Consider the following 23,502-nt stretch of genomic DNA (forward strand, 5'->3'; position numbering starts at 1 on the left):
GCCCGAAACGGCACCGGCATTTTGTAAATTAGCCCCGACCAATCGCAGTCGGGAATGGAGAAAACGATGAGCCTTGGACTCGTAGGTCGCAAGGTTGGCATGACCCGTATCTTCACGGCAGAAGGGGATTCGATTCCCGTTACCGTGCTGGACGTGTCCGACAACCGCGTGACGCAGATCAAGACTGTTGAAACCGACGGCTACACGGCCGTGCAGGTTGCATTCGGTACGCGCCGTGCATCGCGCGTGACGAAGCCGTTGGCCGGTCATCTCGCCAAAGCCGGTGTTCAAGCCGGTGAAATCCTCAAAGAATTCCAGATCGATGCTGCCAAGGCTGCCGAGTTGTCGAACGGCACCGTGGTCGGTCCCGACCTGTTCGAAGTAGGCCAGAAGGTCGACGTGCAGGGCGTGTCGATCGGTAAGGGCTACGCCGGTACCATCAAGCGTTACAACTTCGCATCCGGCCGTGCATCGCACGGTAACTCGCGCTCGCACAATGTGCCGGGCTCGATCGGTATGGCGCAGGATCCGGGTCGTGTTTTCCCGGGTAAGCGCATGACCGGTCATATGGGTGACGATACGGTAACCGTGCAAAACCTCGAAATCGCTCGTATCGACGCTGACCGCAAGCTGTTGCTGGTCAAGGGCGCCGTTCCGGGTGCGAAGGGTGGCAAGGTATTCGTTACGCCGGCCGTGAAGACGCGTGCCGTGAAAGGAGCGAAATAATGGAACTTAAGCTCCTGAATGCCAATGGTCAGGAAGGTGCAGGCGTTAGCGCATCGGACGTCGTGTTCGGCCGCGATTACAACGAAGCCCTGATTCACCAAGTGGTAGTGGCGTATCAAGCGAATGCCCGTAGCGGCAACCGCGCGCAGAAGGACCGTGAGCAAGTCAAGCACACGACCAAGAAGCCGTGGCGCCAGAAGGGTACGGGCCGCGCTCGTGCCGGTATGTCGTCGAGCCCGCTGTGGCGCGGCGGTGGCCGGATCTTCCCGAATTCGCCGGAAGAAAACTTTTCGCACAAGGTCAACAAGAAGATGCATCGCGCAGGTCTCTGCTCGATCTTCTCGCAGCTGGCCCGCGAAGGCCGCATTTCGGTGGTCGACGAGCTGACGCTCGAAGCGCCGAAGACGAAGCTGCTGGCCGAAAAATTCAAGGCGATGGGTCTCGACTCCGTGCTGGTGATTACCGACACGGTTGACGAAAACCTGTACCTCGCGTCGCGCAACCTCGCCCACGTGGCGGTTGTCGAGCCGCGTTACGCCGACCCGCTGTCGCTGATCTACTTCAAGAAGATCCTGATCACGAAGGCTGCGGTCGCCCAGATCGAGGAGTTGCTGTCATGAGCGAGATTCGCAAGAACGATCATCGTTTGATGCAGGTCCTGCTCGCGCCGGTGATCTCCGAAAAGGCGACGCTGGTGGCCGACAAGAACGAGCAAGTTGTGTTCGAAGTCGCGCCCAATGCCACGAAGCAGGAAGTGAAAGCTGCAGTCGAGCTGCTGTTCAAGGTGGAAGTCAATTCCGTCAATGTGCTGGTCTCGAAGGGCAAAGCCAAGCGCTTTGGCCGCTTCATGGGCAAGCGCAAGGACGTGAAGAAAGCGTACGTCTGCCTGAAGCCCGGCCAGGAAATCAACTTTGAAGCGGAGGCCAAGTAATCATGGCAATCGTTAAAGTTAAGCCGACTTCGCCGGGTCGCCGTGCGATGGTCAAGGTGGTCAACAAGGAACTGCACAAGGGCAAGCCGTACGCACCGCTGCTCGATTCGCAATCCTCGACCGCCGGCCGTAACAACAACGGTCACATCACCACCCGTCATAAGGGCGGTGGTCACAAGCATCACTATCGCGTCGTCGATTTCCGTCGCAACAAGGACGGTATCGCAGCGAAGGTCGAACGTCTTGAGTACGACCCGAACCGTAGCGCGAACATCGCGCTGGTTCTGTACGCAGACGGCGAGCGCAAGTACATCATCGCTCCGAAGGGTGTGACGGTTGGTCAGCAATTGATGTCGGGTTCGGAAGCGCCGATCCGCGCAGGTAACACGCTGCCGATCCGCAACATTCCGGTCGGTACGACGATTCACTGCATCGAAATGCTGCCGGGCAAGGGCGCGCAAATGGCGCGTTCGGCTGGTACGTCGGCGATGCTGCTGGCTCGTGAAGGCATCTACGCACAGGTCCGCCTGCGCTCGGGTGAAATCCGCCGCGTTCACGTTGAATGCCGCGCGACGATTGGTGAAGTTGGTAACGAAGAGCATAGCCTCCGTCAAATCGGTAAGGCTGGCGCGAACCGCTGGCGCGGTATCCGCCCGACGGTGCGTGGCGTTGCAATGAACCCGGTCGATCACCCGCACGGTGGTGGTGAAGGCAAGACGGCTGCAGGTCGCGATCCGGTGAGCCCGTGGGGCACGCCTGCTAAGGGTTATCGCACCCGCAGCAACAAGCGCACGACGAGCATGATCGTCCAGCGCCGTCACAAGCGTTAAGGAGTAGGCAATGGCACGTTCTGTAAAAAAAGGTCCGTTCTGCGACGCCCATTTGCTGAAGAAAGTTGAGGCGGCAGCAGCTTCGCGGGATAAGAAGCCGATCAAAACCTGGTCGCGCCGTTCGACGATCCTCCCGGATTTCATCGGTCTGACGATCGCCGTTCATAACGGCCGTCAACACGTTCCGGTGTACATCTCGGAAAACATGGTCGGCCACAAGCTTGGCGAGTTTGCATTGACCCGTACGTTCAAGGGTCACGCAGCCGACAAGAAGGCTAAGAAATAAGGGGCTCATGATGGAAGTGAAAGCAATTCATCGCGGTGCCCGCATCTCGGCGCAGAAAACGCGCCTTGTGGCTGACCAGATCCGCGGTTTGCCGGTCGACAAGGCGCTGAACGTTCTGACGTTCTCGCCGAAGAAGGCTGCGGGAATCGTGAAAAAGGTCGTGCTGTCGGCGATCGCGAATGCGGAGCATAACGAAGGCGCCGATATCGATGAGCTCAAGATCACGAGCATCTACATCGACAAGGCTGCGTCGCTCAAGCGTTTTACTGCGCGCGCTAAAGGCCGCGGTAACCGCATCGAGAAGCAATCCTGTCACATCACTGTGACGGTCGGGAATTAAGGGGTCATACGATGGGACAGAAAATTCATCCGACTGGCTTCCGTTTGGCCGTCAGCCGCAATTGGGCGTCGCGTTGGTACGCGAACAACAACAATTTCGCGGCGATGTTGCAGGAAGACATCGGTGTTCGTGAATACCTGAAGAAGAAGCTAAAGAACGCGTCCGTCGGCCGTGTGGTGATCGAGCGTCCTGCAAAGAACGCCCGCATCACGATTTTCAGCTCGCGTCCGGGTGTCGTGATCGGTAAGAAGGGTGAAGACATTGAACTGCTGAAGTCCGAGCTGCAAAAGCGCATGGGCGTTCCGGTTCACGTCAACATCGAAGAAATCCGCAAGCCGGAAACCGATGCGCAACTGATCGCGGATTCGATCACGCAACAGCTCGAGCGCCGGATTATGTTCCGCCGCGCGATGAAGCGTGCGATGCAAAACGCAATGCGTCTGGGTGCTCAAGGCATCAAGATCATGAGCGCTGGCCGCCTGAACGGTATCGAAATCGCTCGTACGGAATGGTATCGCGAAGGTCGCGTGCCGCTTCATACGCTGCGCGCCGATATCGACTACGCAACTTCGGAAGCGAAGACGACGTACGGCATCATCGGTGTGAAGGTGTGGGTCTACAAGGGCGACACGCTCGGCCGCAACGACGCACCGGTGGTCGAAGAAGTCGCCGAAGAAAAGCGTCCGCGCCGTAACGCACGTCCGGGTGGTGATCGCCGTCCGCGTCGCGATGGTGAAGGTGGTGGCCCGGCAGGTGCACGCCGTGGCGCTCCCCGTCGTGCTGGCGGTGCCGGCGGCGACGGGAAGACTGGAGAATAACGATGCTGCAACCGAAACGCAGAAAGTATCGCAAAGAGCAGAAGGGTCGTAACACCGGTATCGCTACCCGCGGCAACGCGGTGTCGTTCGGTGAGTTCGGCCTGAAGGCTATCGGTCGTGGTCGCTTGACCGCGCGCCAGATTGAAGCGGCACGTCGTGCAATGACGCGTCACATCAAGCGTGGTGGCCGCATCTGGATCCGCATCTTCCCGGACAAGCCGATCTCGCACAAGCCGGCTGAAGTACGTATGGGTAACGGTAAAGGTAACCCTGAGTACTACGTCGCAGAGATTCAACCGGGCAAGATGCTGTACGAAATGGACGGCGTAACCGAAGAGCTGGCACGCGAAGCGTTCCGTCTGGCTGCAGCTAAGCTGCCGCTCAAGACGACGTTTATCGTGCGTCAGCTCGGCGCCTAAGGAGTAAATGATGAAGGCTTCCGAACTTCACCAGAAAGATCAGGCCGCGCTCAACAAGGAGCTGTCGGACCTGTTGAAGGCGCAATTCGGCCTGCGCATGCAACTCGCGACCCAGCAGCTCACGAACACGAGCCAGTTGAAGAAGGTTCGTCGCGACATCGCACGTGTGCGGACCGTCCTGACTGAGAAGGCGAACCAGAAATGAACGATAGCGTAAAAACCTCGCTCAAGCGGACGCTGGTCGGCAAGGTCGTCAGCAACAAGATGGACAAGACGGTCACCGTGCTGGTTGAGCACCGCGTGAAGCACCCGATCTACGGCAAGTACGTTGTGCGTTCGAAGAAGTACCACGCGCACGACGATGCGAACACGTACAACGAGGGCGACCTCGTTGAAATCCAGGAAACGCGTCCGATTTCGAAGACGAAAGCTTGGGTTGTGGCTCGCCTGGTCGAGGCTGCTCGCGTCATCTGACGCCGCAAAGTTGCAGAAGTAATTGAAATCGCAGTAAGTTTCGCTTGCAAGACCGAGATTATTTGTTATACTCTCGGTCTTCCCTCTTTTATGGGAGCCCCGTCGCGGGCGAAGTTGGTGGGGGAAGCGGAGCGGGCGCCAGTCTGTTCCGTAGGATTCACCGGATTGCGATGGCGGGTTTCGTTTGCCGTCGCTGCTGTTCATACCCAAGCAGCCGATTGGCTGACGGGACCAAGACTGACCGGGTACGCCATGGTGGTGTGACCGGATTAAGTTGGGAAAGATAAACCATGATCCAGACCGAAACTCGGCTTGAAGTGGCCGACAACACGGGTGCGCGTGAAGTCATGTGCATCAAGGTGCTCGGCGGCTCGAAGCGTCGTTATGCCAGCATTGGCGACATCATCAAGGTGACCGTCAAAGAAGCAACGCCGCGCGGGCGCGTGAAGAAAGGCGAAATTTACAACGCCGTGGTGGTTCGCACCGCCAAGGGCGTGCGCCGTCAGGACGGCTCGCTGATCAAGTTCGATGGCAACGCCGCTGTGTTGTTGAATGCCAAGCTCGAACCTATTGGCACCCGTATTTTCGGGCCTGTCACGCGCGAGTTGCGCAGCGAACGATTCATGAAGATCGTTTCGTTGGCACCTGAAGTGCTGTAAGGAGTCGCGATGAACAAGATTCGCAAAGGTGACGAAGTTATCGTCATCACCGGCAAAGATAAAGGCAAGCGCGGCGTCGTGCTGTCCGTTGGCGAAGGCAAAGTGACTGTCGAGGGTATCAACCTCGTTAAGAAACACGTCAAGCCGAACCCGATGAAGGGTACGACGGGCGGTGTGGAAGCCAAGACGATGCCGCTGCAAATTTCGAACGTCGCATTGGTCGACGCGAATGGCAAGGCGTCGCGTGTAGGCATCAAGGTCGAAGGAGACAAGAAAGTTCGTTTCCTTAAGACGACCGGTGCCGAGCTGAGCGCCTGACGCTGCGGAGTAAAAAAATGGCTCGTTTGCAAGAGTTTTACAAAGAGAAGGTTGTACCCGGCCTCATCGAGAAGTTCGGTTACAAGTCCGTGATGGAAGTGCCGCGCATCACCAAGATCACCCTGAACATGGGCCTTGGCGAAGCGGTTGCTGACAAGAAGATCATCGAAAACGCCGTTGGCGACCTGACGAAGATCGCAGGCCAGAAGCCGGTGATCACGAAGGCACGCAAGGCAATCGCTGGCTTCAAGATCCGTCAAGGCTATCCGATCGGTGCAATGGTCACGTTGCGTGGTCAGGCAATGTACGAATTTCTGGACCGTTTCGTGACGGTCGCGCTCCCGCGTGTGCGTGACTTCCGTGGCGTGTCAGGTCGTGCGTTCGATGGTCGCGGCAACTACAACATCGGTGTGAAAGAGCAGATCATTTTCCCCGAAATCGACTACGACAAGATCGACGCACTGCGTGGGCTGAACATCAGCATCACGACGACTGCGAAGACTGACGACGAAGCAAAGGCTCTGCTCGCCAGCTTCAAGTTCCCGTTCAGAAACTGAGGTTACCGTGGCTAAACTGGCACTGATCGAACGTGAAAAGAAGCGTGCTCGCCTGGCCGCTAAGTACGCTCCCAAGCGTGCTGAGCTGAAAGCGATTATCGGCGATATGAGCAAGTCGGACGAAGAGCATTACGCAGCACGTCTGGAACTGCAACAACTGCCGCGCAACTCTAACCCGACCCGTAAGCGCAATCGTTGCGCAATTACCGGTCGCCCGCGTGGCACGTTCCGTAAATTCGGGCTGGCGCGTAACAAGATTCGCGAAATCGCGTTCCGCGGCGAGATCCCTGGCCTGACCAAGGCGAGCTGGTAATAGGAGAAACGTAAATGAGCATGAGTGATCCTATCGCCGATATGCTGACTCGCATCCGCAATGCGCAGATGGTTGAGAAAGTCTCGGTGACTATGCCCTCGTCGAAAGTCAAGGTTGCGATTGCGCAGGTCCTGAAGGACGAAGGCTATATCGATGATTTCGCAGTGAAGTCCGAAGGTGCGAAGTCTGAATTGAACATCGTGTTGAAGTACTACGCTGGCCGTCCGGTTATCGAACGCATTGAACGCGTTTCGAAGCCTGGTCTGCGTGTGTACCGCGGCCGTAACGACATCCCTGTGGTCATGAATGGCCTCGGCGTGGCAATCGTGTCGACGCCGAAGGGCGTGATGACGGACCGCAAGGCGCGCGCAACGGGCGTTGGCGGCGAAGTCATCTGCTACGTCGCTTAAGGCCGAAAGGAGAGAAACATGTCTCGAGTAGGTAAAAGCCCGGTCGCGCTGCAAGGCGCAGAAGTGGCCCTGAGCGACGATCGCATTACCGTCAAGGGCCCGCTGGGTACGATTACGCAGGCGGCGAACCGCCTCGTGAAAGTGGTGAACGACAACGGCACGTTAAATTTCGAGCCGGTTGACGAAAGCCGCGAAGCGAATGCGATGTCGGGCACGATGCGCGCACTGGTTGCGAACATGGTGAACGGCGTGACGAAGGGTTTCGAGCGCAAGCTGACGCTGGTTGGCGTTGGTTACCGCGCACAAGCGCAAGGCGACAAGCTGAATCTGTCGCTGGGTTTCTCGCACCCCGTGGTGCACCAGATGCCGGAAGGCGTCAAGGCTGAAACCCCGACGCAAACCGAAATCGTGATCAAGGGGATCAATAAGCAACAAGTTGGCCAGGTCGCTGCAGAAGTGCGCGGCTATCGCCCGCCGGAGCCCTACAAGGGCAAGGGTGTGCGTTACGCCAATGAGGTTGTGATCCTCAAAGAAACGAAGAAGAAGTAAGGGTGCGCAATCATGGATAAGACTCAATCTCGCCTGCGCCGCGCTCGTCAGACGCGTATCAAGATCGCTGAGCTGCAGGTCGCGCGTCTCGCCGTGCATCGCACGAACACGCACATCTATGCGCAAGTGTTCTCGCCGTGCGGCACCAAGGTGCTCGCCAGCGCGTCGACGCTCGAGGCCGAAGTGCGTGCGCAACTGGCTGATCAGACCGGCAAGGGCGGCAACGTCGCTGCTGCTACCCTGATCGGTAAGCGCATCGCAGAAAAGGCTAAGGCTGCCGGCATCGAATCCGTCGCCTTCGACCGTTCGGGTTTCCGTTACCACGGCCGCGTGAAAGCGCTGGCTGATGCGGCGCGCGAAGCCGGACTCAAGTTCTAAGGGAAGAATTCGTCATGGCAAAGATGCAAGCGAAAGTTCAGGCTGACGAACGCGACGACGGCCTTCGTGAAAAAATGATTTCGGTCAACCGCGTGACCAAGGTCGTGAAGGGTGGCCGGATTCTCGGTTTTGCCGCACTGACCGTGGTTGGCGACGGCGATGGCCGCGTCGGTATGGGCAAGGGCAAGGCAAAGGAAGTGCCGGTCGCTGTTCAGAAGGCGATGGAACAGGCTCGCCGCAACATGTTCAAGGTGCCGCTCAAGAACGGTACCCTGCAACACGAAGTGCACGGTAAGCACGGCGCATCGATGGTCCTCCTGGCTCCGGCCAAGGACGGTACCGGTGTGATCGCCGGTGGTCCGATGCGCGCAGTGTTCGACGTGATGGGCGTGCAGAACGTTGTGGCCAAGAGCCACGGTTCGACGAACCCGTACAACCTCGTTCGTGCAACGCTCGACGGTCTGCGCAAGCAGTCCACGCCGGGCGACATCGCAGCGAAGCGCGGCAAGTCCGTCGAAGATATTCTGGGCTAAGGTGGACACCATGTCTGATAAAACTGTCAAGGTCCAGCTCGTCAAGAGCCTGATCGGCACCCGTGAAACGCACCGTGCAACGGTGCGTGGCTTGGGCCTGCGCCGACTCAACTCGGTTAGCGAGTTGCAGGACACGCCGGCTGTGCGCGGCATGATCAACAAGGTTTCGTACCTCGTTAAGGTCATCAGCTAAGCGGCTGACCAGGACTCAAGGAGTTGATAATGGAATTGAATAACCTGAAGCCGGCTGAAGGTTCGAAGCACGCTAAGCGTCGCGTCGGCCGTGGCATCGGCTCCGGTCTGGGCAAGACGGCTGGCCGTGGTCACAAGGGTCAGAAGTCGCGTTCGGGCGGCTTTCACAAGGTTGGCTTCGAAGGCGGTCAAATGCCGCTGCAACGTCGCCTGCCGAAGCGTGGCTTCACCTCGCTGACGAAGGAATTTGTCGGTGAAGTGCGTCTCTCGGATCTGGAAAAGCTGCCGGTCGACGAAATCGATCTGCTGGCTTTGAAGCAAGCCGGCCTGGTCGGTGAGCTGATCAAGAGCGCCAAGATCATCGCGACGGGCGAGCTCAAGCGCAAGGTCGTTGTGAAGGGTCTGGGTGCGACGAAGGGTGCGCGCGCTGCTATCGAAGCAGCCGGCGGCTCTTTTGCCGAGTAACGTGCAAGTTATTTGCCGTCACTAGCATTTGCATCGGAGAAGGTACTTGGCTAACAGCCCGAGTCTCGCAAAACCCGGTCGCAGCGCGGCGAAGTTCGGCGATCTGCGTCGGCGGGCAGTGTTCCTGCTGCTGGCGTTGATCGTCTATCGTATCGGCGCGCATATTCCGGTGCCGGGTATTGACCCGGACCAGCTGGCAAAGTTGTTCCAAAGCCAGTCGGGCGGCATCCTTGGCATGTTCAACATGTTCTCGGGTGGCGCACTTTCGCGGTTCACGATTTTTGCGCTGGGGATCATGCCGTATATTTCGGCGTCGATCATCATGCAGTTGCTGGCGATTGTTTCGCCGCAGCTCGAAGCGCTGAAAAAGGAAGGGCAGGCGGGTCAACGGAAGATTACGCAGTACACGCGTATCTTCACGGTCCTGCTGGCGACATTCCAGGCGTTCGGCATTGCCGTCGCGTTGGAAAATCAGCCTGGCCTGGTGATCGATCCGGGGATGGTTTTTCGGTTGACGACGGTCGTGACGCTGGTGACCGGCACGATGTTCCTGATGTGGCTGGGTGAGCAGATCACGGAGCGCGGGCTTGGCAACGGTATCTCGATCATTATTTTCGGCGGGATTGCAGCGGGTTTCCCGAATGCGATCGGTGGTCTTGTCTCACTGGTGCAAACTGGTTCGATGAGCCCGATATCCGCGATTATCGTCGTCGCGCTGATTGCTGCTGTGACGTATCTGGTGGTGTTCATTGAACGCGGCCAGCGCAAGATTCTTGTGAACTACGCAAAGCGGCAAGTCGGTAACAAGATTTACGGCGGTCAGTCTTCGCATCTGCCGCTAAAGTTGAACATGTCGGGCGTGATTCCGCCGATCTTTGCATCGTCGATCATTCTCTTCCCGGCAACCATCCTGAACTGGTTTAGTTCGGGGTCGCGTACCAGCTGGTTCGCAGACACGTTGCACAACGTGGCCGAAGCCCTCAAGCCCGGTCAGCCCGTGTACGTGTTGCTGTATGCGTTGGCGATCGTTTTCTTCTGTTTCTTCTACACCGCACTGGTGTTCAACAGCAGAGAGACGGCCGACAACCTGAAAAAGAGTGGCGCTTTCGTCCCAGGCATCCGCCCGGGCGATCAAACGGCGCGATACATCGACCGTATCCTCACGCGTCTGACGCTGGCCGGTGCGATCTACATCGTGTTTGTTTGTCTGCTGCCCGAGTTTCTGGTGCTGCGCTGGAACGTGCCGTTTTATTTTGGTGGAACGTCGCTGCTGATCATTGTCGTCGTCACAATGGATTTCATGGCGCAGGTGCAGTCGTACGTTATGTCGCAACAGTATGAATCGCTGCTGAAGAAAGCTAATTTCAAAGGCGGCGGCGTCCCGATGCGTTGAAAGGACTTATGGCCAAAGACGATGTTATCCAGATGCAGGGTGAAGTCATCGAAAACCTGCCTAACGCTACCTTCAGGGTGAAGCTGGAAAACGGCCATGTCGTATTGGGACACATATCCGGGAAGATGCGGATGCACTACATCCGAATCTTGCCGGGCGACAAGGTGACGGTTGAATTGACGCCTTACGATCTGTCGCGTGCGCGGATCGTGTTCCGGGCGAAGTGATTTGAAAAAAGGGTAATATCATGAAAGTGATGGCATCGGTTAAGCGCATTTGCCGCAATTGCAAGATCATCAAGCGCAAAGGCGTTGTGCGCGTGATTTGCAGCTCTGATCCGCGCCACAAACAGCGTCAAGGCTGAACGCCGCGCTTTTGCTTGCGCTTTTTGTTTGAGGAAAAACAATGGCTCGTATCGCAGGGGTTAACATCCCGAATCACCAGCATACCGAAATCGGCCTGACGGCTATTTACGGTATCGGCCGCACGCGCTCGCGCGACATTTGCGTCGCTGCTGGTGTGGCATTTTCGAAGAAGGTCAAAGACCTGAACGACGCAGACCTCGAAAAGCTGCGTGAAGAAGTCGGCAAGTTCATCGTTGAAGGCGATCTGCGCCGTGAAACGACGATGAATATCAAGCGCCTGATGGATCTCGGCTGCTACCGTGGCGTTCGGCATCGTAAGGGCTTGCCCCTGCGCGGCCAACGTACGCGTACGAATGCCCGTACGCGCAAGGGTCCGCGTCGTGCAGCGCAATCGCTGAAGAAGTAAGCGGAACTGACAGTTACAGGAAAACGTAATGGCTAAGGCTTCGAACAACTCCGCGGCGCAACGCGTTCGCAAGAAGGTCAAGAAGAACGTCGCCGAGGGCGTGGTTCACGTTCACGCGTCGTTCAATAACACCATCATCACGATCACCGATCGTCAAGGCAATGCACTTGCTTGGGCAACGTCGGGTGGTCAGGGCTTCAAGGGTTCGCGTAAATCGACCCCGTTTGCAGCCCAGGTGGCAGCCGAATCGGCTGGCCGCGTGGCGATGGAATACGGCGTGAAGAACCTCGAAGTGCGGATCAAGGGCCCCGGTCCTGGCCGTGAGTCGGCGGTGCGCGCGTTGCATGGTCTTGGTATCAAGATCACCGCGATCTCCGACGTGACCCCGGTCCCGCACAACGGCTGCCGTCCGCCGAAGCGTCGTCGTATCTAAGACGCTAGTATTGCTCGCGCCTGTTGCCGCACCTGCGCGGCGGCAGGCTGCTTGCGCTATTGAATTGACTAAGCCCACCGTTCGACCCAAAGGGTTCGGACTAGCGCGAGTGCACGCATTCGCGTGATTAATCACTGAAGGAATCAACGTGGCACGTTATATCGGCCCTAAGGCCAAGCTGTCCCGCCGTGAAGGCACTGACCTTTTCCTGAAGAGCGCCCGTCGTTCGCTCGCTGACAAGTGCAAGCTTGACAGCAAGCCCGGCCAACACGGCCGCACCTCGGGCGCACGTACGTCTGACTACGGCACGCAGCTGCGCGAAAAGCAAAAAGTGAAGCGTATCTACGGTGTCCTCGAGCGCCAGTTCCGCCGTTACTTCGCTGAAGCCGACCGCCTGAAGGGCAACACGGGTGAAAACCTGCTGCAATTGCTCGAATCGCGTCTGGACAACGTCGTGTATCGCATGGGCTTCGGCTCGACGCGTGCTGAAGCGCGTCAGCTGGTGAGCCACAAGGCGATCACGGTGAACGGTGTTGTGTCGAACATCCCATCGATGCAAGTGAAGGCAGGCGACGTCGTTGCGGTGCGCGAACAAAAGAAGAAGCAGGCGCGTATTCTCGAAGCGCTGTCGCTGGCTGAACAAGGCGGTCTGCCCAGCTGGGTTGCTGTCGATTCGAAGAAGTTCGAAGGCACGTTCAAGTCGAAGCCGGAACGCAGCGACATCGCTGGCGATATCAACGAAAGCCTGATCGTCGAATTGTATTCGCGGTAATCGGATTAACGGCCGGGGCACCCTGATTGCGTTGCGCAAGGGGGCGTCTCGGCTGTTTATTTTCAGGTTGTTACCGGTCAGCCTTATCGGTGTAACGAGCCGAGGGTATTGAAAAGGAAAACCTATGCAAACCAGTTTGTTGAAGCCCAAGATCATCGCTGTTGAATCGCTTGGTGAGAGCCACGCGAAAGTGGTCATGGAACCGTTTGAACGCGGTTACGGCCACACCTTGGGTAACGCGCTCCGGCGCGTGCTGCTGTCGTCGATGATCGGCTACGCGCCGACCGAAGTGACGATCGCAGGCGTCGTGCATGAGTATTCGACGCTCGACGGTGTGCAAGAGGATGTGGTCAACCTGTTGTTGAACCTGAAGGGCGTGGTGTTCAAGCTGCATAACCGTGACGAAGTGACGGTTACGCTGCGCAAGGAAGGCGAAGGCGTTGTCACCGCTGGCGACATCGAACTCGCGCACGATTGCGAAGTGATCAACCCGGATCACGTGATTGCGCACCTGTCGAAGGGCGGCAAGCTCGACGTGCAGATCAAGGTCGAAAAGGGCCGCGGTTATGTGCCGGGCAATGTGCGTCGTTATGGCGAAGAGTCGGCCAAGATCATCGGCCGTATCGTGCTGGACGCATCGTTCTCGCCGGTTCGCCGCGTGAGCTACGCCGTTGAAAGCGCTCGCGTCGAACAGCGTACCGACCTCGACAAGCTTGTAATGAACATCGAAACCAACGGTGTGATTTCGCCGGAAGAAGCGATCCGTCAATCGGCGCGCATTCTGGTCGATCAACTGTCGGTCTTCGCTGCACTGGAAGGCACCGAAGCAACGGCTGAAGCGCCGTCGCGTGCGCCGCAGATCGATCCGATCCTGCTGCGTCCCGTCGATGATCTCGAACTGACGGTTCGTTCCGCGAACTGTCTGAAGGCCGAGAACATCTACTACATCGGCGACCTGATCCAGCGCACGGAAAACGAGCTGCTGAAAACGCCGAATCTGGGCCGTAAGTCGCTGAACGAAATCAAGGAAGTATTGGCGTCGCGCGGTTTGACGCTCGGCATGAAACTCGAGAACTGGCCGCCGGCTGGTCTCGATAAGTAATCCCGGGACAGAACCCGCCGCTGCACTGGCAAAGACGCGGATTTTCCTTTAAAATCCGCGCCTTGTCTTTTTTCAATACCGGCCCGTGCACTCACGCCCTTAGGGTGAACTGAGCGCGATAGAAGAGCTGGACCAAAACTTTGAATCGAAGGAATTAACATGCGTCACCGTCATGGTTTGCGGAAACTGAACCGCACGAGCAGCCACCGTCTGGCAATGCTCCGTAATATGTCCAACTCGCTAATCGAGCACGAAGTCATCAAGACCACGCTGCCGAAGGCGAAAGAACTCCGTAAAGTTGTCGAGCCGCTGATCACGCTCGGCAAAAAGCCGTCGCTGGCAAATCGTCGTCTGGCGTTCAACCGCCTGCGCGATCGTGACTCGGTCACGAAGCTGTTCGAAGTTCTGGGCCCGCGTTACGCCACCCGTCCGGGCGGCTACCTCCGCGTCCTGAAGTTCGGCTTCCGCGTCGGCGACAACGCTCCGATGGCACTGGTCGAACTGCTCGATCGTCCGGAAGTTGAAGAAGTTGAAGTGCAAGAAGCTGAGTAAGTTTCTTAGCATCTAAAAAAAGCCAGGCGCCTAGCCTGGCTTTTTTGTTTGTAGCGCCAAACACGCGCATCAGAACGCGGTGGCCGCGGTCAACTGCCGCACGACTGCTGCAGAGCCGTCTGCGGGCGGACAATGCTAGGTGATACGATATCGGCACCTCAATCGTGCCTTGTCGGAGCCATCTGTGAGCGTGAACGTGACCTTGATTCTGACGACGGTGCCCGATGCGACCGTGGCTCAGAAGCTCGCTGCGGATGCCTTGGCCGGGCGGCTATGCGCCTGCGTCACCCAGCTAGGCGCCGTGCATTCCAGCTATCACTGGCGGGGCGCGATCGAAAACACGCAGGAGATCCAGCTGCTATTCAAGACCAGCGCGGCACGCGCGCTCGAGCTCGAGCAGTACATTCAGGTTCACCATCCCTACGACACGCCGGAAATCCTTTCGTGGCAAGCGACGGCGTCGGCCGCGTACGGCCAATGGATCACTGCTGAAACCCAACGTCCTCTCCATGTTTAACGGTCTCGACCGGCGCGCACGCACTGCGCTGCGCACCGTATTCTTCCTGCTTGGCTGCCTGTTCTTCGCGCAGTTCGGCACGCTCGCCCGCGCGGCGGACGATTTCCTGGATCCTGCGGTCGCGTTCAAATTCAGCGCGACGGAGAAGCCCGGCGAAGTCGACGTAACCTACCAAATAGCGGACGGCTACTACATGTACCGCGAGCGCTTCGCCTTCGCGACGCGCAACGGCACGACCACGATTGGCGAGCCGCAATTGCCGGCTGGTCACGTCAAGTTCGATCAGACCTTCAACAAGAACGTCGAGACGTACCGGAACGAGCTGACCATCCGGATTCCCGTTAAACAGGCGGCCGGGCCGTTCGATCTGGCGGTGACGTCGCAGGGTTGTGCCGACGCCGGCATCTGCTATCCGCCGATGGAGCGCGTGTATCACGTGAGCGGCGTGGCTCTGCAACCGGCTGGAAGCGCCGTGGCCCCCGCTGGCGCGGAAATATCGAAACAATCCGCCCATACGGTGGATAGCTCGTGGTATGAGCGCGTCACGAGCGCAGACTACGCTCAGTCGCTGCTGCAAGGCGGCGGTTTCTTCGCGATCGTCGGACTTTATTTCGTCGCCGGCGCCGTGCTCAGTCTGCTCCCCTGCTCGTATCCGATGATTCCGATTCTTTCGGCGATCATCATCGGCGAAGGCGCGCGAGTGACGCGTACCCGCGGATTCGCGCTGTCGCTGGCCTATGTGATCGGCATGGCGCTCGTGTACACCGCGCTCGGCGTCGCCGCCGCGCTGGTCGGGCAAAGTCTCGGCGCGTGGCTGCAAAACCCGTGGGTGCTTGGCGCTTTTGGCGTACTGCTGGCCATTTTCGCGCTAACCCTGATCGCAGGCTTCGACATCGCGCTGCCGCAGCGCTGGCAGGACGGTGTCTCACGGGCGTCGACGAGGCGCTCCGGTGGCAAGTTTGCAGCTGTTGCCGCGATGGGCGCGCTGTCGGCGCTGGTGGTCGGCGCTTGTATGACCGCACCGCTTTTCGCGGTGCTGGCATTCATCGCGCATACGGGCGACGCGGTGTTGGGTGGTGCGGCGCTGTTCTCGATGGGACTCGGCTTAGGCGTGCCGCTGCTGATCCTCGGTCTTGGCGCGGGCACGCTGCTGCCGCGCGCTGGCGCGTGGATGGACGGCGTCAAGGTGTTCTTCGGCGTCTTCCTGCTCGCGGCCGCGCTGTGGATCGTCTGGCCGGTCCTCGGCGCGACTGCGACAATGCTTTTGAGCGCGCTATGGTTGTTGATCGCCGCGGCCTCCCTCGGCTTGTTCTCGGCACTCGCGGCGGAGGCTTCCGTGTGGCGCCGGCTTGGCCGAGGCATCGGCGCTGCGCTGGCCATCTGGGCGGCGGTCCTGCTGGTCGGACTGGCGGCGGGGTCATCCGACCCGCTGCGCCCGCTTGCCGTGTTGGCGGCGCGCGGCGGAGAAGCGGGTGTCGCAAATGCATCGAATGAGCCGAGCAGCGTGCCGCAGGGTGATCTGACGTTCGCACCGGTGCGCTCATCGAATGAGCTCGACCAGGTCGTCAAAACGGCTGCACAGCCCGCCATGCTCGATTTCTACGCGGACTGGTGCGTCAGCTGTAAGGAGATGGAGAAATTGACCTTCAGCGACCCGCGCGTGCAGACGAAGTTGAAGCAGATGAACCTGCTGCGCGCCGACGTGACCGCGAACAACGCCGACGATCAAGCGCTGCTCAAGCGCTTCAGCCTGTTCGGACCGCCGGGGATCATCTTTTTCGATCGGAGTGGCAAGGAAGTGCTGCGCGTCGTCGGCTACGAGTCGGCGGATAAATTCTTGCGCAGTCTGGATCGGGCGAGCGCGCCTGGGGCGTAACGGGTAACGGGTGGTCCGTCGTGGCGTGTGGCGTGCTGGCTTGTGCAGCAAGCCATGCGCGGCGGCACAAGCGCGCATCGCATATCGCGCGGTCGAGTGGACCGGAACGAAGTCGGAGGGGCGTCACACGGCGACCCCATTACGACGATCGACGGCCGGTCGGCCACCGCGATATCGCTCAAGCAGATCACGGATCTGATCCGAGCTCAGCCCGCAACGTACGCAAAGCTCGAGATCGAACGCGAAACGCAGCGTCGGGAACTGAATGTCGGGCGCAGGGCGGTTGTGGTCGAAGCAGACTAGCGAGCGGTCAGATGCGGCCAGACCGCAACTTCGCAAAAACCAAGACGCGCGCAGCCACAAGTGCCCCCAAATAAAAACGGAGGCACGACCCGCAAGTCGTCCTCCGTTCATTGCAACGCCCAAGCCGCCCCGAAAGGTGTCTCGTCGAGTTAATTTTGCGAGCGCAAAATCCGCGCGGCTTCCAATGCGAAATAGGTCAGCACGCCGTCCGCGCCGGCCCGCTTGAACGCCAGCAGAGACTCCATCATCGCCTTGTCGTGATCGAGCCAGCCGTTCTGCGCGGCCGCCTTCAGCATCGCGTACTCGCCGCTCACCTGATACACGTAGGTCGGGAACTGGAACTCATCCTTCACGCGCCGCACGATATCCAGATACGGCATGCCCGGCTTGACCATCACCATGTCCGCGCCTTCGTTGATGTCCGCTTGCACTTCGCGCAGCGCTTCATTCGAATTGGCCGGGTCCATCTGGTAGGTCATCTTGTTGCTCTTGCCGAGGTTCGTGGCCGAGCCGACGGCATCGCGGAAAGGGCCGTAAAACGCCGACGCGAACTTGGCCGCATACGCCATGATGCGCGTGTGGATAAGGCCTTCGCTCTCGAGCATTTCGCGGATCGCGCCGATGCGGCCGTCCATCATGTCTGAAGGCGCGACAATGTCCACGCCTGCTTCAGCCTGCGCACGTGCCTGTTCGACCAGAATCTCGACGGTCTCGTCGTTGATGACATAACCGGCTTCGTCGAGCACGCCGTCCTGGCCGTGGCTCGTGTAGGGGTCGAGCGCCACGTCGGTGAGCACGCCCAGCTCGGGGAAGTTCTTTTTTAGCTCGCGAACCGCGCGCGGGATCAAACCGGCCGGGTTGGTCGCTTCGCGGCCATCGGGCGTTTTCAGCGACGGCTCGATCGCCGGAAACAGCGACAGCACCGGCACGCCCAGTTCGACACATTGTTCAGCCACGCCCATCAGCAGATCGACCGACACGCGCTCGACGCCCGGCATGGACGGCACGGCTTGCCGCACGTTGGTGCCTTCGACGACAAAGACGGGATAAATCAGATCGTTGGTGGTGAGGATGTTTTCCCGCATCAGACGGCGCGAGAAGTCGTCACGGCGCATGCGGCGCGGACGGTAGTGCGGATAGAAGCTCATAACGAACCGAAGAAACGTGGATGTGTGGAGTGGACAAGTAACGCCTGCCAGCGCTGCCGGAAACTTTTCGAGACAATGGTATATCATACCGATCGAGCAAGGCGCCTTGCGCTGACCTCCCCGCTTCTCCTCCCTGAGCGGGTGCCTGTCGTTTTTTCGATTAGGCTGTTTGACCCGCCGTTAAAGCGGCGGGTTTTTTTATGGGCGGCCGGAAATGGCGCTTTTGCCCAATCCGGCGGGGTTGGCCTCGCTTACTGCGCGGCGTCCGTTTCGTCCTTCACGTCGGGGATCAGCCAGCTTTCGATCAGCTCGTGCGCTTCGTCGATACCGACACGCTTGAGCGCCGAGAACAGCTGCGCGGTCAGTTCGCCGCGGTAGCCGGCGGTGCGATACTCGGCCAGGCCTTTCTGCGTCGCTCGCAACGCGTTTACGCTTTCCTGGCGCGTCAATTTGTCGCACTTGGTCAAGAGCGTGTGGATCGGCTTGCCAGTCGGGGCGAACCATTCGATCATGCGGCGGTCCAGATCGGTCAGCGGGCGGCGCGAGTCCATCATCAGGATCATGCCGCGCAATTGCGAGCGCGATTGCAGGTAGGTTGACAGCAGCGCTTCCCAGTGCGCCTTGGCCGCGCCCGGCACTTCCGCGTAGCCGTAGCCCGGCAGGTCGACCAGATGCGCGGTCGGCTCGTCCGCCTTGCCGACCGAAAAATAATTGATGTGCTGCGTGCGTCCAGGCGTCTTACTGGCGAAGGCCAACTGTTTCTGATTGCACAGAATATTGATGGCCGTCGACTTGCCCGCGTTCGAGCGTCCCGCAAAGGCAATCTCAGGTTGCGAAGTGGCCGGCAGATCACGCAGGTGATTGACGGTCGTGAAAAAGCGGGATTGGTGGAGCAGGAAGGACATGATCAGGCCAGGATTCGAGACGCCGGGGAACCCGGAGTGGGGACGGGTCAAGCCCGACTGGCGTCTTAGCGATTAGCGAGTTATTGTACAATACGATGGTTTACTGAAAACCTGAGGGGGCCAGCCCACGTGCCTTGGCGGCTCCTGGCGGTCACTCGGTCGCCGTCGTACTTTGCAAAACCTTCAAGAAAACGCTGGGCCGTCCCAAGTTTTCTTGCCCCTTAGGGGGGCCTGGCGCGAGGCGCCAGGTTTGGGGGCTCTCTAAAAATCCCACAAGACGAGACAGGGTGTGCGAATGAATCGACTGAGCAAGACTCTGATGGTGCTTCATGTAGCGGCAGGTCTTTCAGGTTTGGCAATTCAGGCACGAGCAGCAGATCCGGCAAAGCCGGACGTCAATCGGGGGCAGGCAATCGCGGTGCAGGTGTGCGCGTCATGTCACGGGGCAGACGGCAACAGCGCCGGCGGCGCGTACCCGAAGCTGGCGGGCCAGCACCCTGAGTATCTCGTCAAGCAACTCAAGGACTTCAAGACCCAGCCGGGCGCCAAGCAGCCAGCGCGCAACAATGCGATCATGGCGGGCATGGCGGCGGCGCTGTCCGATCAGGACATGGTCAACGTCGCGGCCTATTTCGCGGCGCAGACTCCGAAGCCCGGCTACGCGCACAACAAGGACACCGTGCCGCTCGGCCAGAAGATCTATCGTGGTGGGATCGCCGACAAGGGCGTACCGGCGTGTGCGAGCTGCCACGGGCCGACCGGTCAAGGGATTCCGTCGCAGTATCCGCGGCTGTCGGGGCAGTGGGCAGAATACACGGTGGCGCAGTTGACCGCGTTCACGCAAGGTCCTGGCGCACGTAATAACAACGAGGCGATGCATGCGATCGCAACGCGTTTGTCGGACAGCGAGATCAAGGCTGTAGCCGATTACATCGCGGGCTTGCACTAGGAAGCTCGCGCGCAAGTGCAACCGGCCCGGCGAGGCCGGTACAAAACAAGAAAAGGGTGAGGGCGTCGTGCCTACGACAGCCCTTCACCCTTTTTTGCTGTTCAGTCGGAGTATGAATGAGCGTCACCACGTCGGGTTTGCAGTCGAAGTCGGGCAATCGCGTCATGCGCAGCGTCGTCGAAGTTTTGAGTTCGATGCGTTTTGCCATTTCGTTGCTCGTGATTCTGTCGATCGCCAGCATCATCGGCACCGTCCTCACGCAGGACGATCCCTATCCCAACTACGTCAACCAGTTCGGCCCCTTCTGGGCGGATATCTTCCGCTCGCTGAGCCTGTACACGGTGTACAGCTCGTGGTGGTTCATGCTGATTCTCGGCTTCCTGATGGTGTCGGTGTCGCTGTGCGTGATCCGCAATGCGCCGAAAATGGTCGCCGACGCCAAGAGCTGGAAGGACAAGGTCCGCGAAGGCAGCCTGCGCGCCTTCCATCACAAGGGCGAATTCGCGGTGCATGGCTCCCGCGCGCAGACGGCGGCGTTGCTCGCCAGGCTCTCGGCGAAGCTCGGCTACAAGTTCGTCACGCGTGAGTCCGAAGGCGCCACCCTGATCGCCGCCAAGCGCGGCGCGCTGACCAAGTTCGGCTATATCTCCGCTCACCTTGCGATCGTGGTGATCTGCCTCGGCGGCTTGCTCGACAGCAATCTGCCGATCAAGCTGCAAATGTGGCTGTTCGACAAGTCGCCGATCCGCGCCAACACGGTGATCAACGACATCACGCCGGACCATCGCCTGTCGCAATCCAATCCGACGTTCCGCGGCTACGCCTGGGTGCCGGAAGGCCAGCATGTGTCCACAGCGATCCTGAACCAGCCAGACGGCTCGCTCATCCAGGATCTGCCGTTTTCAATCGAGTTGAACAAGTTCATCGTCGATTACTACTCGACGGGCATGCCGAAGCTGTTCGCAAGCGACATCGTGGTGGTGGATCACAAGACGGGCGCGCGCGTGCCGGCGCGAGTCGAAGTGAACAAGCCGTTCACTTACGACGGTGTGTCGATCTACCAGTCGAGCTTCCAGGACGGCGGCTCGCAAATGCAGATGACGGCTTACCCGATGAGCGGCTCAAGCGCGAAGACCGCGCCGTTCGGCGGCACGATCGGCGGCAATGCGCCGTTGAGCACGGCCACGCCGCTCGCCGACGGCCAGACGGTCGAATTCACCGATTTCCGCGCCATCAACGTCGAAAACATCCAGAACGGCAGCGGCCAGACCGACGCCCGCGGCGTCGCGGCGCACCGCACGCTGAAAGAAGCGTTCGACGAACGGCTCGGCTCCGGCGCGAAGACCTCGAAGCCGCTCGATCTGCACAACGTCGGCCCGTCGGTGCAATACAAGGTGCGCGACAAGGACGGCCAGGCGCGCGAATACAACAACTACATGCTGCCGGTCGATGTTTCCGGCGAAAAGATGTTCCTCGCCGGCATGCGCGTGAATCCGGACGATCCGTTCCGCTACCTGCGCATTCCCGCCGACAGCGGCGGCACCGTCAAGGAATGGATGAACCTGCGCGCCACGCTCGAAGATCCGGCCATGCGCGCCTCGGCCGCGCACCGTTTCGCGCTGCGTTCGGTGCCCGGCTCGAATGCCGAACTGCAACAACATCTGGAAGAAAGCGCGCTGCGCGTGCTGACCCTTTTTGCGGGCGCGGATAACGGCATCAAGATGCCGAACGGTCAGCCGGTCGGCGGCTTCCAGGCCATTGCCGGTTTTATCGACCATTCGGTGCCGAAAGGCGAGCAGGAAAAGGCCGCCAGCCTGCTGCTGCGCATGCTGGAGGGCGCCACATGGGATCTGTACCAGTTGTCCCGCCAGCAGCTCGGCGAGCCCGAGGCGGCGGCGAGTGCGGACGCCAGCCGCTTCATCCAGAGCTCGATCAACGCGATGTCCGACAGCTTTTTGTATGGATCGCCTGTCTATTTGCAGCTTGACTCATTCAAGCAGGTGCAAGCTTCGGTATTTCAGTTGACGCGCGCGCCGGGCAAAAAAGTCGTGTATCTTGGCAGCCTGCTCCTCGTGTTGGGCATCTTTTCGATGTTCTACGTCCGCGAACGGCGCCTCTGGTTCTGGCTCAAAGACACCGAGCACGGCACGAATGTCGTGATGGCGATGTCGAGCGCGCGCAAAACGCTCGACTTCGAGAAAGAGTTTGTCCAGACGCGCGACGCGGCAGGCGCCGCGCTGGGCGCCAAACTCGTTGAAGCACCCGACGCCGCCGGCGCCTCCGATAAATCCGGCAACGCCGGCGCGCCGTCCGCAAGCTCACAAGATTCGACCCGGTAAGATCATGGACTTGACTCAGGTATCCCAGGCTCCCTCCTCGCGGCCCCAAAAGGTGCTGGCAGGCGAGTCACTCAACATCGGCGAGTACGACGAGCGGCCGTTCCTGAAGCGGCTCGGCGTCTTCGACTGGCTGTTTGCCCTCGCGATGGTCGCGGGCGCCGGGTTCGCGCTGTCGCGCTATCACCCGTTCATGAATTACTACGACAAGCTGGTGCTCTGTTGCGCCGTGCCGGTTTTCGTGGTGCTCGGCTGGCGCTGGAAACCGGTGCGTCCGCTGATGGTGGGCATCGCGGCGCTGTCGCTGCTGGCCATCCAGATCTACCACGGCGATCTCAGCCGCGCGGATAACGCGTTCTTCCTCAAGTATTTCCTGTCGAGCCAGTCCGCGATTCTGTGGATGAGCGCGCTCTTCGTGTTCGCCACCGTGTTCTACTGGATCGGCCTGCTGTCGCGTTCGCCGACCGGCGCCGCGATCGGCTCGAAAATGACGTGGGCAGCGGTGCTGATGGGCTTCGTCGGCCTGATGGTGCGCTGGTACGAGTCGTACCTGATCGGCGCGGATGTCGGCCATATTCCTATCTCGAACCTGTACGAAGTGTTCGTGCTGTTCAGCCTTATCACCGCGCTCTTCTATCTGTACTACGAGCAGCACTACAACACCCGCGCGCTCGGCGCGTTCGTGCTGCTGGTGATCAGCGCGGCGGTTGGCTTTCTGATGTGGTACTCGGTCGCGCGCGACGCGCAGCAGATCCAGCCGCTGGTCCCGGCGCTGCAAAGCTGGTGGATGAAGATCCACGTGCCGGCCAACTTCATCGGCTACGGCAGCTTCGCGCTGTCGGCCATGGTGGGTGTGGCGTATCTGGCGAAAGAGCGCGGCGTGCTGGCCGATCGCCTGCCGGCGCTCGAAGTGCTCGACGACGTGATGTACAAGTCGATCGCCGTCGGCTTCGCGTTCTTCACGATCGCCACGATTCTCGGCGCGCTGTGGGCCGCTGAAGCCTGGGGCGGCTACTGGAGCTGGGATCCGAAGGAAACATGGGCGCTGATCGTATGGCTGAACTATGCGGCGTGGCTGCATATGCGCCTGATGAAGGGCCTGCGTGGTGCGGTCGCGGCATGGTGGGCGCTGACCGGCCTGCTGGTAACGACCTTCGCCTTCCTCGGCGTCAACATGTTCCTGTCAGGCCTGCATAGTTACGGCAAGCTGTAAGATCTGCCGCGCTGAACCGACTCAAGACCGCCGT

The 23,502-nt window shown here is 59.7% G+C and carries 35 protein-coding genes; 33 read left to right on the top strand and 2 right to left on the bottom strand.

Annotated elements, in window-relative coordinates; translation table 11 throughout:
• Window positions 1–66: 66 nt before the first annotated feature.
• The 30 genes from rplC (at window position 67) to dsbD (ending at window position 16,614) form a co-directional block, all read left to right on the top strand.
• Entirely contained in the window at window positions 67–726 is a 660-nt protein-coding gene (rplC, locus tag RI103_RS01235) for a 50S ribosomal protein L3 (RefSeq protein ID WP_007180137.1), read from the top strand.
• Window positions 726–1,346 (top strand): 50S ribosomal protein L4, encoded by a 621-nt coding sequence (gene rplD, locus RI103_RS01240; protein ID WP_007180136.1) that lies wholly within the window; start codon window positions 726–728, stop codon window positions 1,344–1,346. Before rplC ends, rplD begins: the two co-directional genes overlap by 1 nt.
• Entirely contained in the window at window positions 1,343–1,657 is a 315-nt protein-coding gene (gene rplW, locus RI103_RS01245; RefSeq protein ID WP_310813673.1) for a 50S ribosomal protein L23, read from the top strand. Before rplD ends, rplW begins: the two co-directional genes overlap by 4 nt.
• A gap of 2 nt (window positions 1,658–1,659) precedes the next feature.
• Window positions 1,660–2,487, top strand: a complete 828-nt coding sequence (gene rplB, locus RI103_RS01250) for a 50S ribosomal protein L2 (protein WP_106314050.1) — start codon at window positions 1,660–1,662, stop codon at window positions 2,485–2,487.
• A 10-nt stretch (window positions 2,488–2,497) separates the two neighbouring features.
• Entirely contained in the window at window positions 2,498–2,773 is a 276-nt protein-coding gene (rpsS, locus tag RI103_RS01255) for a 30S ribosomal protein S19 (RefSeq protein ID WP_004199273.1), read from the top strand.
• Between the two features lie 7 nt (window positions 2,774–2,780).
• Window positions 2,781–3,113 carry a 50S ribosomal protein L22 gene (rplV, locus tag RI103_RS01260; protein WP_007180133.1) on the top strand — a complete coding sequence of 111 codons (333 nt, stop codon included), beginning with the start codon at window positions 2,781–2,783 and terminating at the stop codon, window positions 3,111–3,113.
• An 11-nt stretch (window positions 3,114–3,124) separates the two neighbouring features.
• On the top strand, window positions 3,125–3,931 hold the full coding sequence (rpsC, locus tag RI103_RS01265) for a 30S ribosomal protein S3 (protein ID WP_012434570.1): 807 nt from the start codon (window positions 3,125–3,127) through the stop codon (window positions 3,929–3,931).
• A 2-nt stretch (window positions 3,932–3,933) separates the two neighbouring features.
• Window positions 3,934–4,350 carry a 50S ribosomal protein L16 gene (rplP, locus tag RI103_RS01270; RefSeq protein ID WP_007180131.1) on the top strand — a complete coding sequence of 139 codons (417 nt, stop codon included), beginning with the start codon at window positions 3,934–3,936 and terminating at the stop codon, window positions 4,348–4,350.
• 10 nt (window positions 4,351–4,360) lie between these two features.
• Entirely contained in the window at window positions 4,361–4,555 is a 195-nt protein-coding gene (gene rpmC, locus RI103_RS01275) for a 50S ribosomal protein L29 (RefSeq protein ID WP_007180130.1), read from the top strand.
• A complete protein-coding gene (rpsQ, locus tag RI103_RS01280) occupies window positions 4,552–4,824 on the top strand; it encodes a 30S ribosomal protein S17 (RefSeq protein ID WP_007180129.1) in 273 nt (90 codons plus the stop codon). Before rpmC ends, rpsQ begins: the two co-directional genes overlap by 4 nt.
• Window positions 4,825–5,114: 290 nt before the next feature.
• A complete protein-coding gene (gene rplN, locus RI103_RS01285; protein WP_006052212.1) occupies window positions 5,115–5,483 on the top strand; it encodes a 50S ribosomal protein L14 in 369 nt (122 codons plus the stop codon).
• A 9-nt stretch (window positions 5,484–5,492) separates the two neighbouring features.
• The gene (gene rplX, locus RI103_RS01290) at window positions 5,493–5,801 is read left to right on the top strand and encodes a 50S ribosomal protein L24 (RefSeq protein WP_020070584.1); all 309 of its coding nucleotides are present in this window, start codon (window positions 5,493–5,495) and stop codon (window positions 5,799–5,801) included.
• A 17-nt stretch (window positions 5,802–5,818) separates the two neighbouring features.
• Window positions 5,819–6,358, top strand: coding sequence for a 50S ribosomal protein L5 (gene rplE / locus RI103_RS01295; protein WP_006052214.1), 540 nt, complete (start codon window positions 5,819–5,821; stop codon window positions 6,356–6,358).
• A gap of 7 nt (window positions 6,359–6,365) precedes the next feature.
• On the top strand, window positions 6,366–6,671 hold the full coding sequence (rpsN, locus tag RI103_RS01300) for a 30S ribosomal protein S14 (RefSeq protein ID WP_006052215.1): 306 nt from the start codon (window positions 6,366–6,368) through the stop codon (window positions 6,669–6,671).
• A 14-nt stretch (window positions 6,672–6,685) separates the two neighbouring features.
• Window positions 6,686–7,081: a 30S ribosomal protein S8 gene (gene rpsH / locus RI103_RS01305; protein WP_006052216.1), complete on the top strand. Its 396-nt coding sequence runs from the start codon at window positions 6,686–6,688 to the stop codon at window positions 7,079–7,081.
• An 18-nt stretch (window positions 7,082–7,099) separates the two neighbouring features.
• Entirely contained in the window at window positions 7,100–7,630 is a 531-nt protein-coding gene (rplF, locus tag RI103_RS01310; RefSeq protein ID WP_012434569.1) for a 50S ribosomal protein L6, read from the top strand.
• 12 nt (window positions 7,631–7,642) lie between these two features.
• A complete protein-coding gene (gene rplR / locus RI103_RS01315) occupies window positions 7,643–8,008 on the top strand; it encodes a 50S ribosomal protein L18 (protein ID WP_006052218.1) in 366 nt (121 codons plus the stop codon).
• A gap of 14 nt (window positions 8,009–8,022) precedes the next feature.
• Window positions 8,023–8,541: a 30S ribosomal protein S5 gene (gene rpsE / locus RI103_RS01320; RefSeq protein WP_006052219.1), complete on the top strand. Its 519-nt coding sequence runs from the start codon at window positions 8,023–8,025 to the stop codon at window positions 8,539–8,541.
• A gap of 10 nt (window positions 8,542–8,551) precedes the next feature.
• On the top strand, window positions 8,552–8,734 hold the full coding sequence (gene rpmD, locus RI103_RS01325; RefSeq protein ID WP_007180126.1) for a 50S ribosomal protein L30: 183 nt from the start codon (window positions 8,552–8,554) through the stop codon (window positions 8,732–8,734).
• 29 nt (window positions 8,735–8,763) lie between these two features.
• Window positions 8,764–9,198: a 50S ribosomal protein L15 gene (rplO, locus tag RI103_RS01330; protein WP_007180125.1), complete on the top strand. Its 435-nt coding sequence runs from the start codon at window positions 8,764–8,766 to the stop codon at window positions 9,196–9,198.
• 46 nt (window positions 9,199–9,244) lie between these two features.
• Window positions 9,245–10,591 (top strand): preprotein translocase subunit SecY, encoded by a 1,347-nt coding sequence (secY, locus tag RI103_RS01335; RefSeq protein WP_007180124.1) that lies wholly within the window; start codon window positions 9,245–9,247, stop codon window positions 10,589–10,591.
• A gap of 8 nt (window positions 10,592–10,599) precedes the next feature.
• Complete coding sequence (gene infA, locus RI103_RS01340) at window positions 10,600–10,818, top strand: translation initiation factor IF-1 (protein WP_004521905.1); 219 nt, start codon at window positions 10,600–10,602, stop codon at window positions 10,816–10,818.
• Window positions 10,819–10,838: 20 nt separating this feature from the next.
• Entirely contained in the window at window positions 10,839–10,955 is a 117-nt protein-coding gene (gene rpmJ / locus RI103_RS01345) for a 50S ribosomal protein L36 (RefSeq protein WP_004199844.1), read from the top strand.
• A gap of 41 nt (window positions 10,956–10,996) precedes the next feature.
• Entirely contained in the window at window positions 10,997–11,362 is a 366-nt protein-coding gene (gene rpsM / locus RI103_RS01350) for a 30S ribosomal protein S13 (protein ID WP_006052223.1), read from the top strand.
• 28 nt (window positions 11,363–11,390) lie between these two features.
• Window positions 11,391–11,795, top strand: coding sequence for a 30S ribosomal protein S11 (gene rpsK / locus RI103_RS01355; protein ID WP_006052224.1), 405 nt, complete (start codon window positions 11,391–11,393; stop codon window positions 11,793–11,795).
• A 148-nt stretch (window positions 11,796–11,943) separates the two neighbouring features.
• Window positions 11,944–12,567, top strand: coding sequence for a 30S ribosomal protein S4 (rpsD, locus tag RI103_RS01360; RefSeq protein WP_027800372.1), 624 nt, complete (start codon window positions 11,944–11,946; stop codon window positions 12,565–12,567).
• 124 nt (window positions 12,568–12,691) lie between these two features.
• Window positions 12,692–13,669 (top strand): DNA-directed RNA polymerase subunit alpha, encoded by a 978-nt coding sequence (locus RI103_RS01365; RefSeq protein WP_006052226.1) that lies wholly within the window; start codon window positions 12,692–12,694, stop codon window positions 13,667–13,669.
• Between the two features lie 159 nt (window positions 13,670–13,828).
• Window positions 13,829–14,221: a 50S ribosomal protein L17 gene (gene rplQ, locus RI103_RS01370; protein WP_006052227.1), complete on the top strand. Its 393-nt coding sequence runs from the start codon at window positions 13,829–13,831 to the stop codon at window positions 14,219–14,221.
• Between the two features lie 184 nt (window positions 14,222–14,405).
• Window positions 14,406–14,738 carry a divalent-cation tolerance protein CutA gene (cutA, locus tag RI103_RS01375; RefSeq protein WP_409076959.1) on the top strand — a complete coding sequence of 111 codons (333 nt, stop codon included), beginning with the start codon at window positions 14,406–14,408 and terminating at the stop codon, window positions 14,736–14,738.
• Window positions 14,731–16,614, top strand: coding sequence for a protein-disulfide reductase DsbD (dsbD, locus tag RI103_RS01380; protein ID WP_310813674.1), 1,884 nt, complete (start codon window positions 14,731–14,733; stop codon window positions 16,612–16,614). Before cutA ends, dsbD begins: the two co-directional genes overlap by 8 nt.
• Window positions 16,615–17,066: 452 nt before the next feature.
• Here dsbD and hemB read toward each other — a convergent pair whose 3' ends face one another.
• Both hemB and yihA read right to left on the bottom strand, forming a co-directional pair.
• Complete coding sequence (gene hemB / locus RI103_RS01385) at window positions 17,067–18,065, bottom strand: porphobilinogen synthase (RefSeq protein WP_310813675.1); 999 nt, start codon at window positions 18,063–18,065, stop codon at window positions 17,067–17,069.
• Window positions 18,066–18,316: 251 nt separating this feature from the next.
• On the bottom strand, window positions 18,317–18,970 hold the full coding sequence (yihA, locus tag RI103_RS01390; RefSeq protein WP_310813676.1) for a ribosome biogenesis GTP-binding protein YihA/YsxC: 654 nt from the start codon (window positions 18,968–18,970) through the stop codon (window positions 18,317–18,319).
• 295 nt (window positions 18,971–19,265) lie between these two features.
• On the opposite strand from yihA, the gene RI103_RS01395 reads away from it, so the two are divergent.
• The 3 genes from RI103_RS01395 to ccsB all read left to right on the top strand — a co-directional run bounded on the left by RI103_RS01395 (window position 19,266) and on the right by ccsB (window position 23,468).
• Window positions 19,266–19,919 (top strand): c-type cytochrome, encoded by a 654-nt coding sequence (locus tag RI103_RS01395; protein ID WP_310813677.1) that lies wholly within the window; start codon window positions 19,266–19,268, stop codon window positions 19,917–19,919.
• Between the two features lie 116 nt (window positions 19,920–20,035).
• The gene (locus RI103_RS01400) at window positions 20,036–22,258 is read left to right on the top strand and encodes a cytochrome c biogenesis protein ResB (RefSeq protein WP_310813678.1); all 2,223 of its coding nucleotides are present in this window, start codon (window positions 20,036–20,038) and stop codon (window positions 22,256–22,258) included.
• 4 nt (window positions 22,259–22,262) lie between these two features.
• The gene (ccsB, locus tag RI103_RS01405; RefSeq protein ID WP_310813679.1) at window positions 22,263–23,468 is read left to right on the top strand and encodes a c-type cytochrome biogenesis protein CcsB; all 1,206 of its coding nucleotides are present in this window, start codon (window positions 22,263–22,265) and stop codon (window positions 23,466–23,468) included.
• Window positions 23,469–23,502 lie beyond the last annotated feature (34 nt).

The sequence above is a fragment of the Paraburkholderia sp. FT54 genome (assembly GCF_031585635.1).
In the GTDB taxonomy this organism is placed as follows: Bacteria; Pseudomonadota; Gammaproteobacteria; order Burkholderiales; family Burkholderiaceae; genus Paraburkholderia.

Excerpts from the sequence above, each read along its gene's own strand:
- rplC (WP_007180137.1), top strand. The coding sequence starts at position 67 with ATGAGCCTTGGACTCGTAGGTCGCAAGGTTGGCATGACCCGTATCTTC.
- rplD (WP_007180136.1), top strand. The coding sequence starts at position 726 with ATGGAACTTAAGCTCCTGAATGCCAATGGTCAGGAAGGTGCAGGCGTT.
- rplW (WP_310813673.1), top strand. The coding sequence starts at position 1,343 with ATGAGCGAGATTCGCAAGAACGATCATCGTTTGATGCAGGTCCTGCTC.
- rplB (WP_106314050.1), top strand. The coding sequence starts at position 1,660 with ATGGCAATCGTTAAAGTTAAGCCGACTTCGCCGGGTCGCCGTGCGATG.
- rpsS (WP_004199273.1), top strand. The coding sequence starts at position 2,498 with ATGGCACGTTCTGTAAAAAAAGGTCCGTTCTGCGACGCCCATTTGCTG.
- rplV (WP_007180133.1), top strand. The coding sequence starts at position 2,781 with ATGATGGAAGTGAAAGCAATTCATCGCGGTGCCCGCATCTCGGCGCAG.
- rpsC (WP_012434570.1), top strand. The coding sequence starts at position 3,125 with ATGGGACAGAAAATTCATCCGACTGGCTTCCGTTTGGCCGTCAGCCGC.
- rplP (WP_007180131.1), top strand. The coding sequence starts at position 3,934 with ATGCTGCAACCGAAACGCAGAAAGTATCGCAAAGAGCAGAAGGGTCGT.
- rpmC (WP_007180130.1), top strand. The coding sequence starts at position 4,361 with ATGAAGGCTTCCGAACTTCACCAGAAAGATCAGGCCGCGCTCAACAAG.
- rpsQ (WP_007180129.1), top strand. The coding sequence starts at position 4,552 with ATGAACGATAGCGTAAAAACCTCGCTCAAGCGGACGCTGGTCGGCAAG.
- rplN (WP_006052212.1), top strand. The coding sequence starts at position 5,115 with ATGATCCAGACCGAAACTCGGCTTGAAGTGGCCGACAACACGGGTGCG.
- rplX (WP_020070584.1), top strand. The coding sequence starts at position 5,493 with ATGAACAAGATTCGCAAAGGTGACGAAGTTATCGTCATCACCGGCAAA.
- rplE (WP_006052214.1), top strand. The coding sequence starts at position 5,819 with ATGGCTCGTTTGCAAGAGTTTTACAAAGAGAAGGTTGTACCCGGCCTC.
- rpsH (WP_006052216.1), top strand. The coding sequence starts at position 6,686 with ATGAGCATGAGTGATCCTATCGCCGATATGCTGACTCGCATCCGCAAT.
- rplF (WP_012434569.1), top strand. The coding sequence starts at position 7,100 with ATGTCTCGAGTAGGTAAAAGCCCGGTCGCGCTGCAAGGCGCAGAAGTG.
- rplR (WP_006052218.1), top strand. The coding sequence starts at position 7,643 with ATGGATAAGACTCAATCTCGCCTGCGCCGCGCTCGTCAGACGCGTATC.
- rpsE (WP_006052219.1), top strand. The coding sequence starts at position 8,023 with ATGGCAAAGATGCAAGCGAAAGTTCAGGCTGACGAACGCGACGACGGC.
- rpmD (WP_007180126.1), top strand. The coding sequence starts at position 8,552 with ATGTCTGATAAAACTGTCAAGGTCCAGCTCGTCAAGAGCCTGATCGGC.
- rplO (WP_007180125.1), top strand. The coding sequence starts at position 8,764 with ATGGAATTGAATAACCTGAAGCCGGCTGAAGGTTCGAAGCACGCTAAG.
- infA (WP_004521905.1), top strand. The coding sequence starts at position 10,600 with ATGGCCAAAGACGATGTTATCCAGATGCAGGGTGAAGTCATCGAAAAC.
- rpmJ (WP_004199844.1), top strand. The coding sequence starts at position 10,839 with ATGAAAGTGATGGCATCGGTTAAGCGCATTTGCCGCAATTGCAAGATC.
- rpsM (WP_006052223.1), top strand. The coding sequence starts at position 10,997 with ATGGCTCGTATCGCAGGGGTTAACATCCCGAATCACCAGCATACCGAA.
- rpsK (WP_006052224.1), top strand. The coding sequence starts at position 11,391 with ATGGCTAAGGCTTCGAACAACTCCGCGGCGCAACGCGTTCGCAAGAAG.
- RI103_RS01365 (WP_006052226.1), top strand. The coding sequence starts at position 12,692 with ATGCAAACCAGTTTGTTGAAGCCCAAGATCATCGCTGTTGAATCGCTT.
- rplQ (WP_006052227.1), top strand. The coding sequence starts at position 13,829 with ATGCGTCACCGTCATGGTTTGCGGAAACTGAACCGCACGAGCAGCCAC.
- dsbD (WP_310813674.1), top strand. The coding sequence starts at position 14,731 with ATGTTTAACGGTCTCGACCGGCGCGCACGCACTGCGCTGCGCACCGTA.
- hemB (WP_310813675.1), bottom strand. The coding sequence starts at position 18,065 with ATGAGCTTCTATCCGCACTACCGTCCGCGCCGCATGCGCCGTGACGAC.
- yihA (WP_310813676.1), bottom strand. The coding sequence starts at position 18,970 with ATGTCCTTCCTGCTCCACCAATCCCGCTTTTTCACGACCGTCAATCAC.
- RI103_RS01395 (WP_310813677.1), top strand. The coding sequence starts at position 19,266 with ATGAATCGACTGAGCAAGACTCTGATGGTGCTTCATGTAGCGGCAGGT.
- RI103_RS01400 (WP_310813678.1), top strand. The coding sequence starts at position 20,036 with ATGAGCGTCACCACGTCGGGTTTGCAGTCGAAGTCGGGCAATCGCGTC.
- ccsB (WP_310813679.1), top strand. The coding sequence starts at position 22,263 with ATGGACTTGACTCAGGTATCCCAGGCTCCCTCCTCGCGGCCCCAAAAG.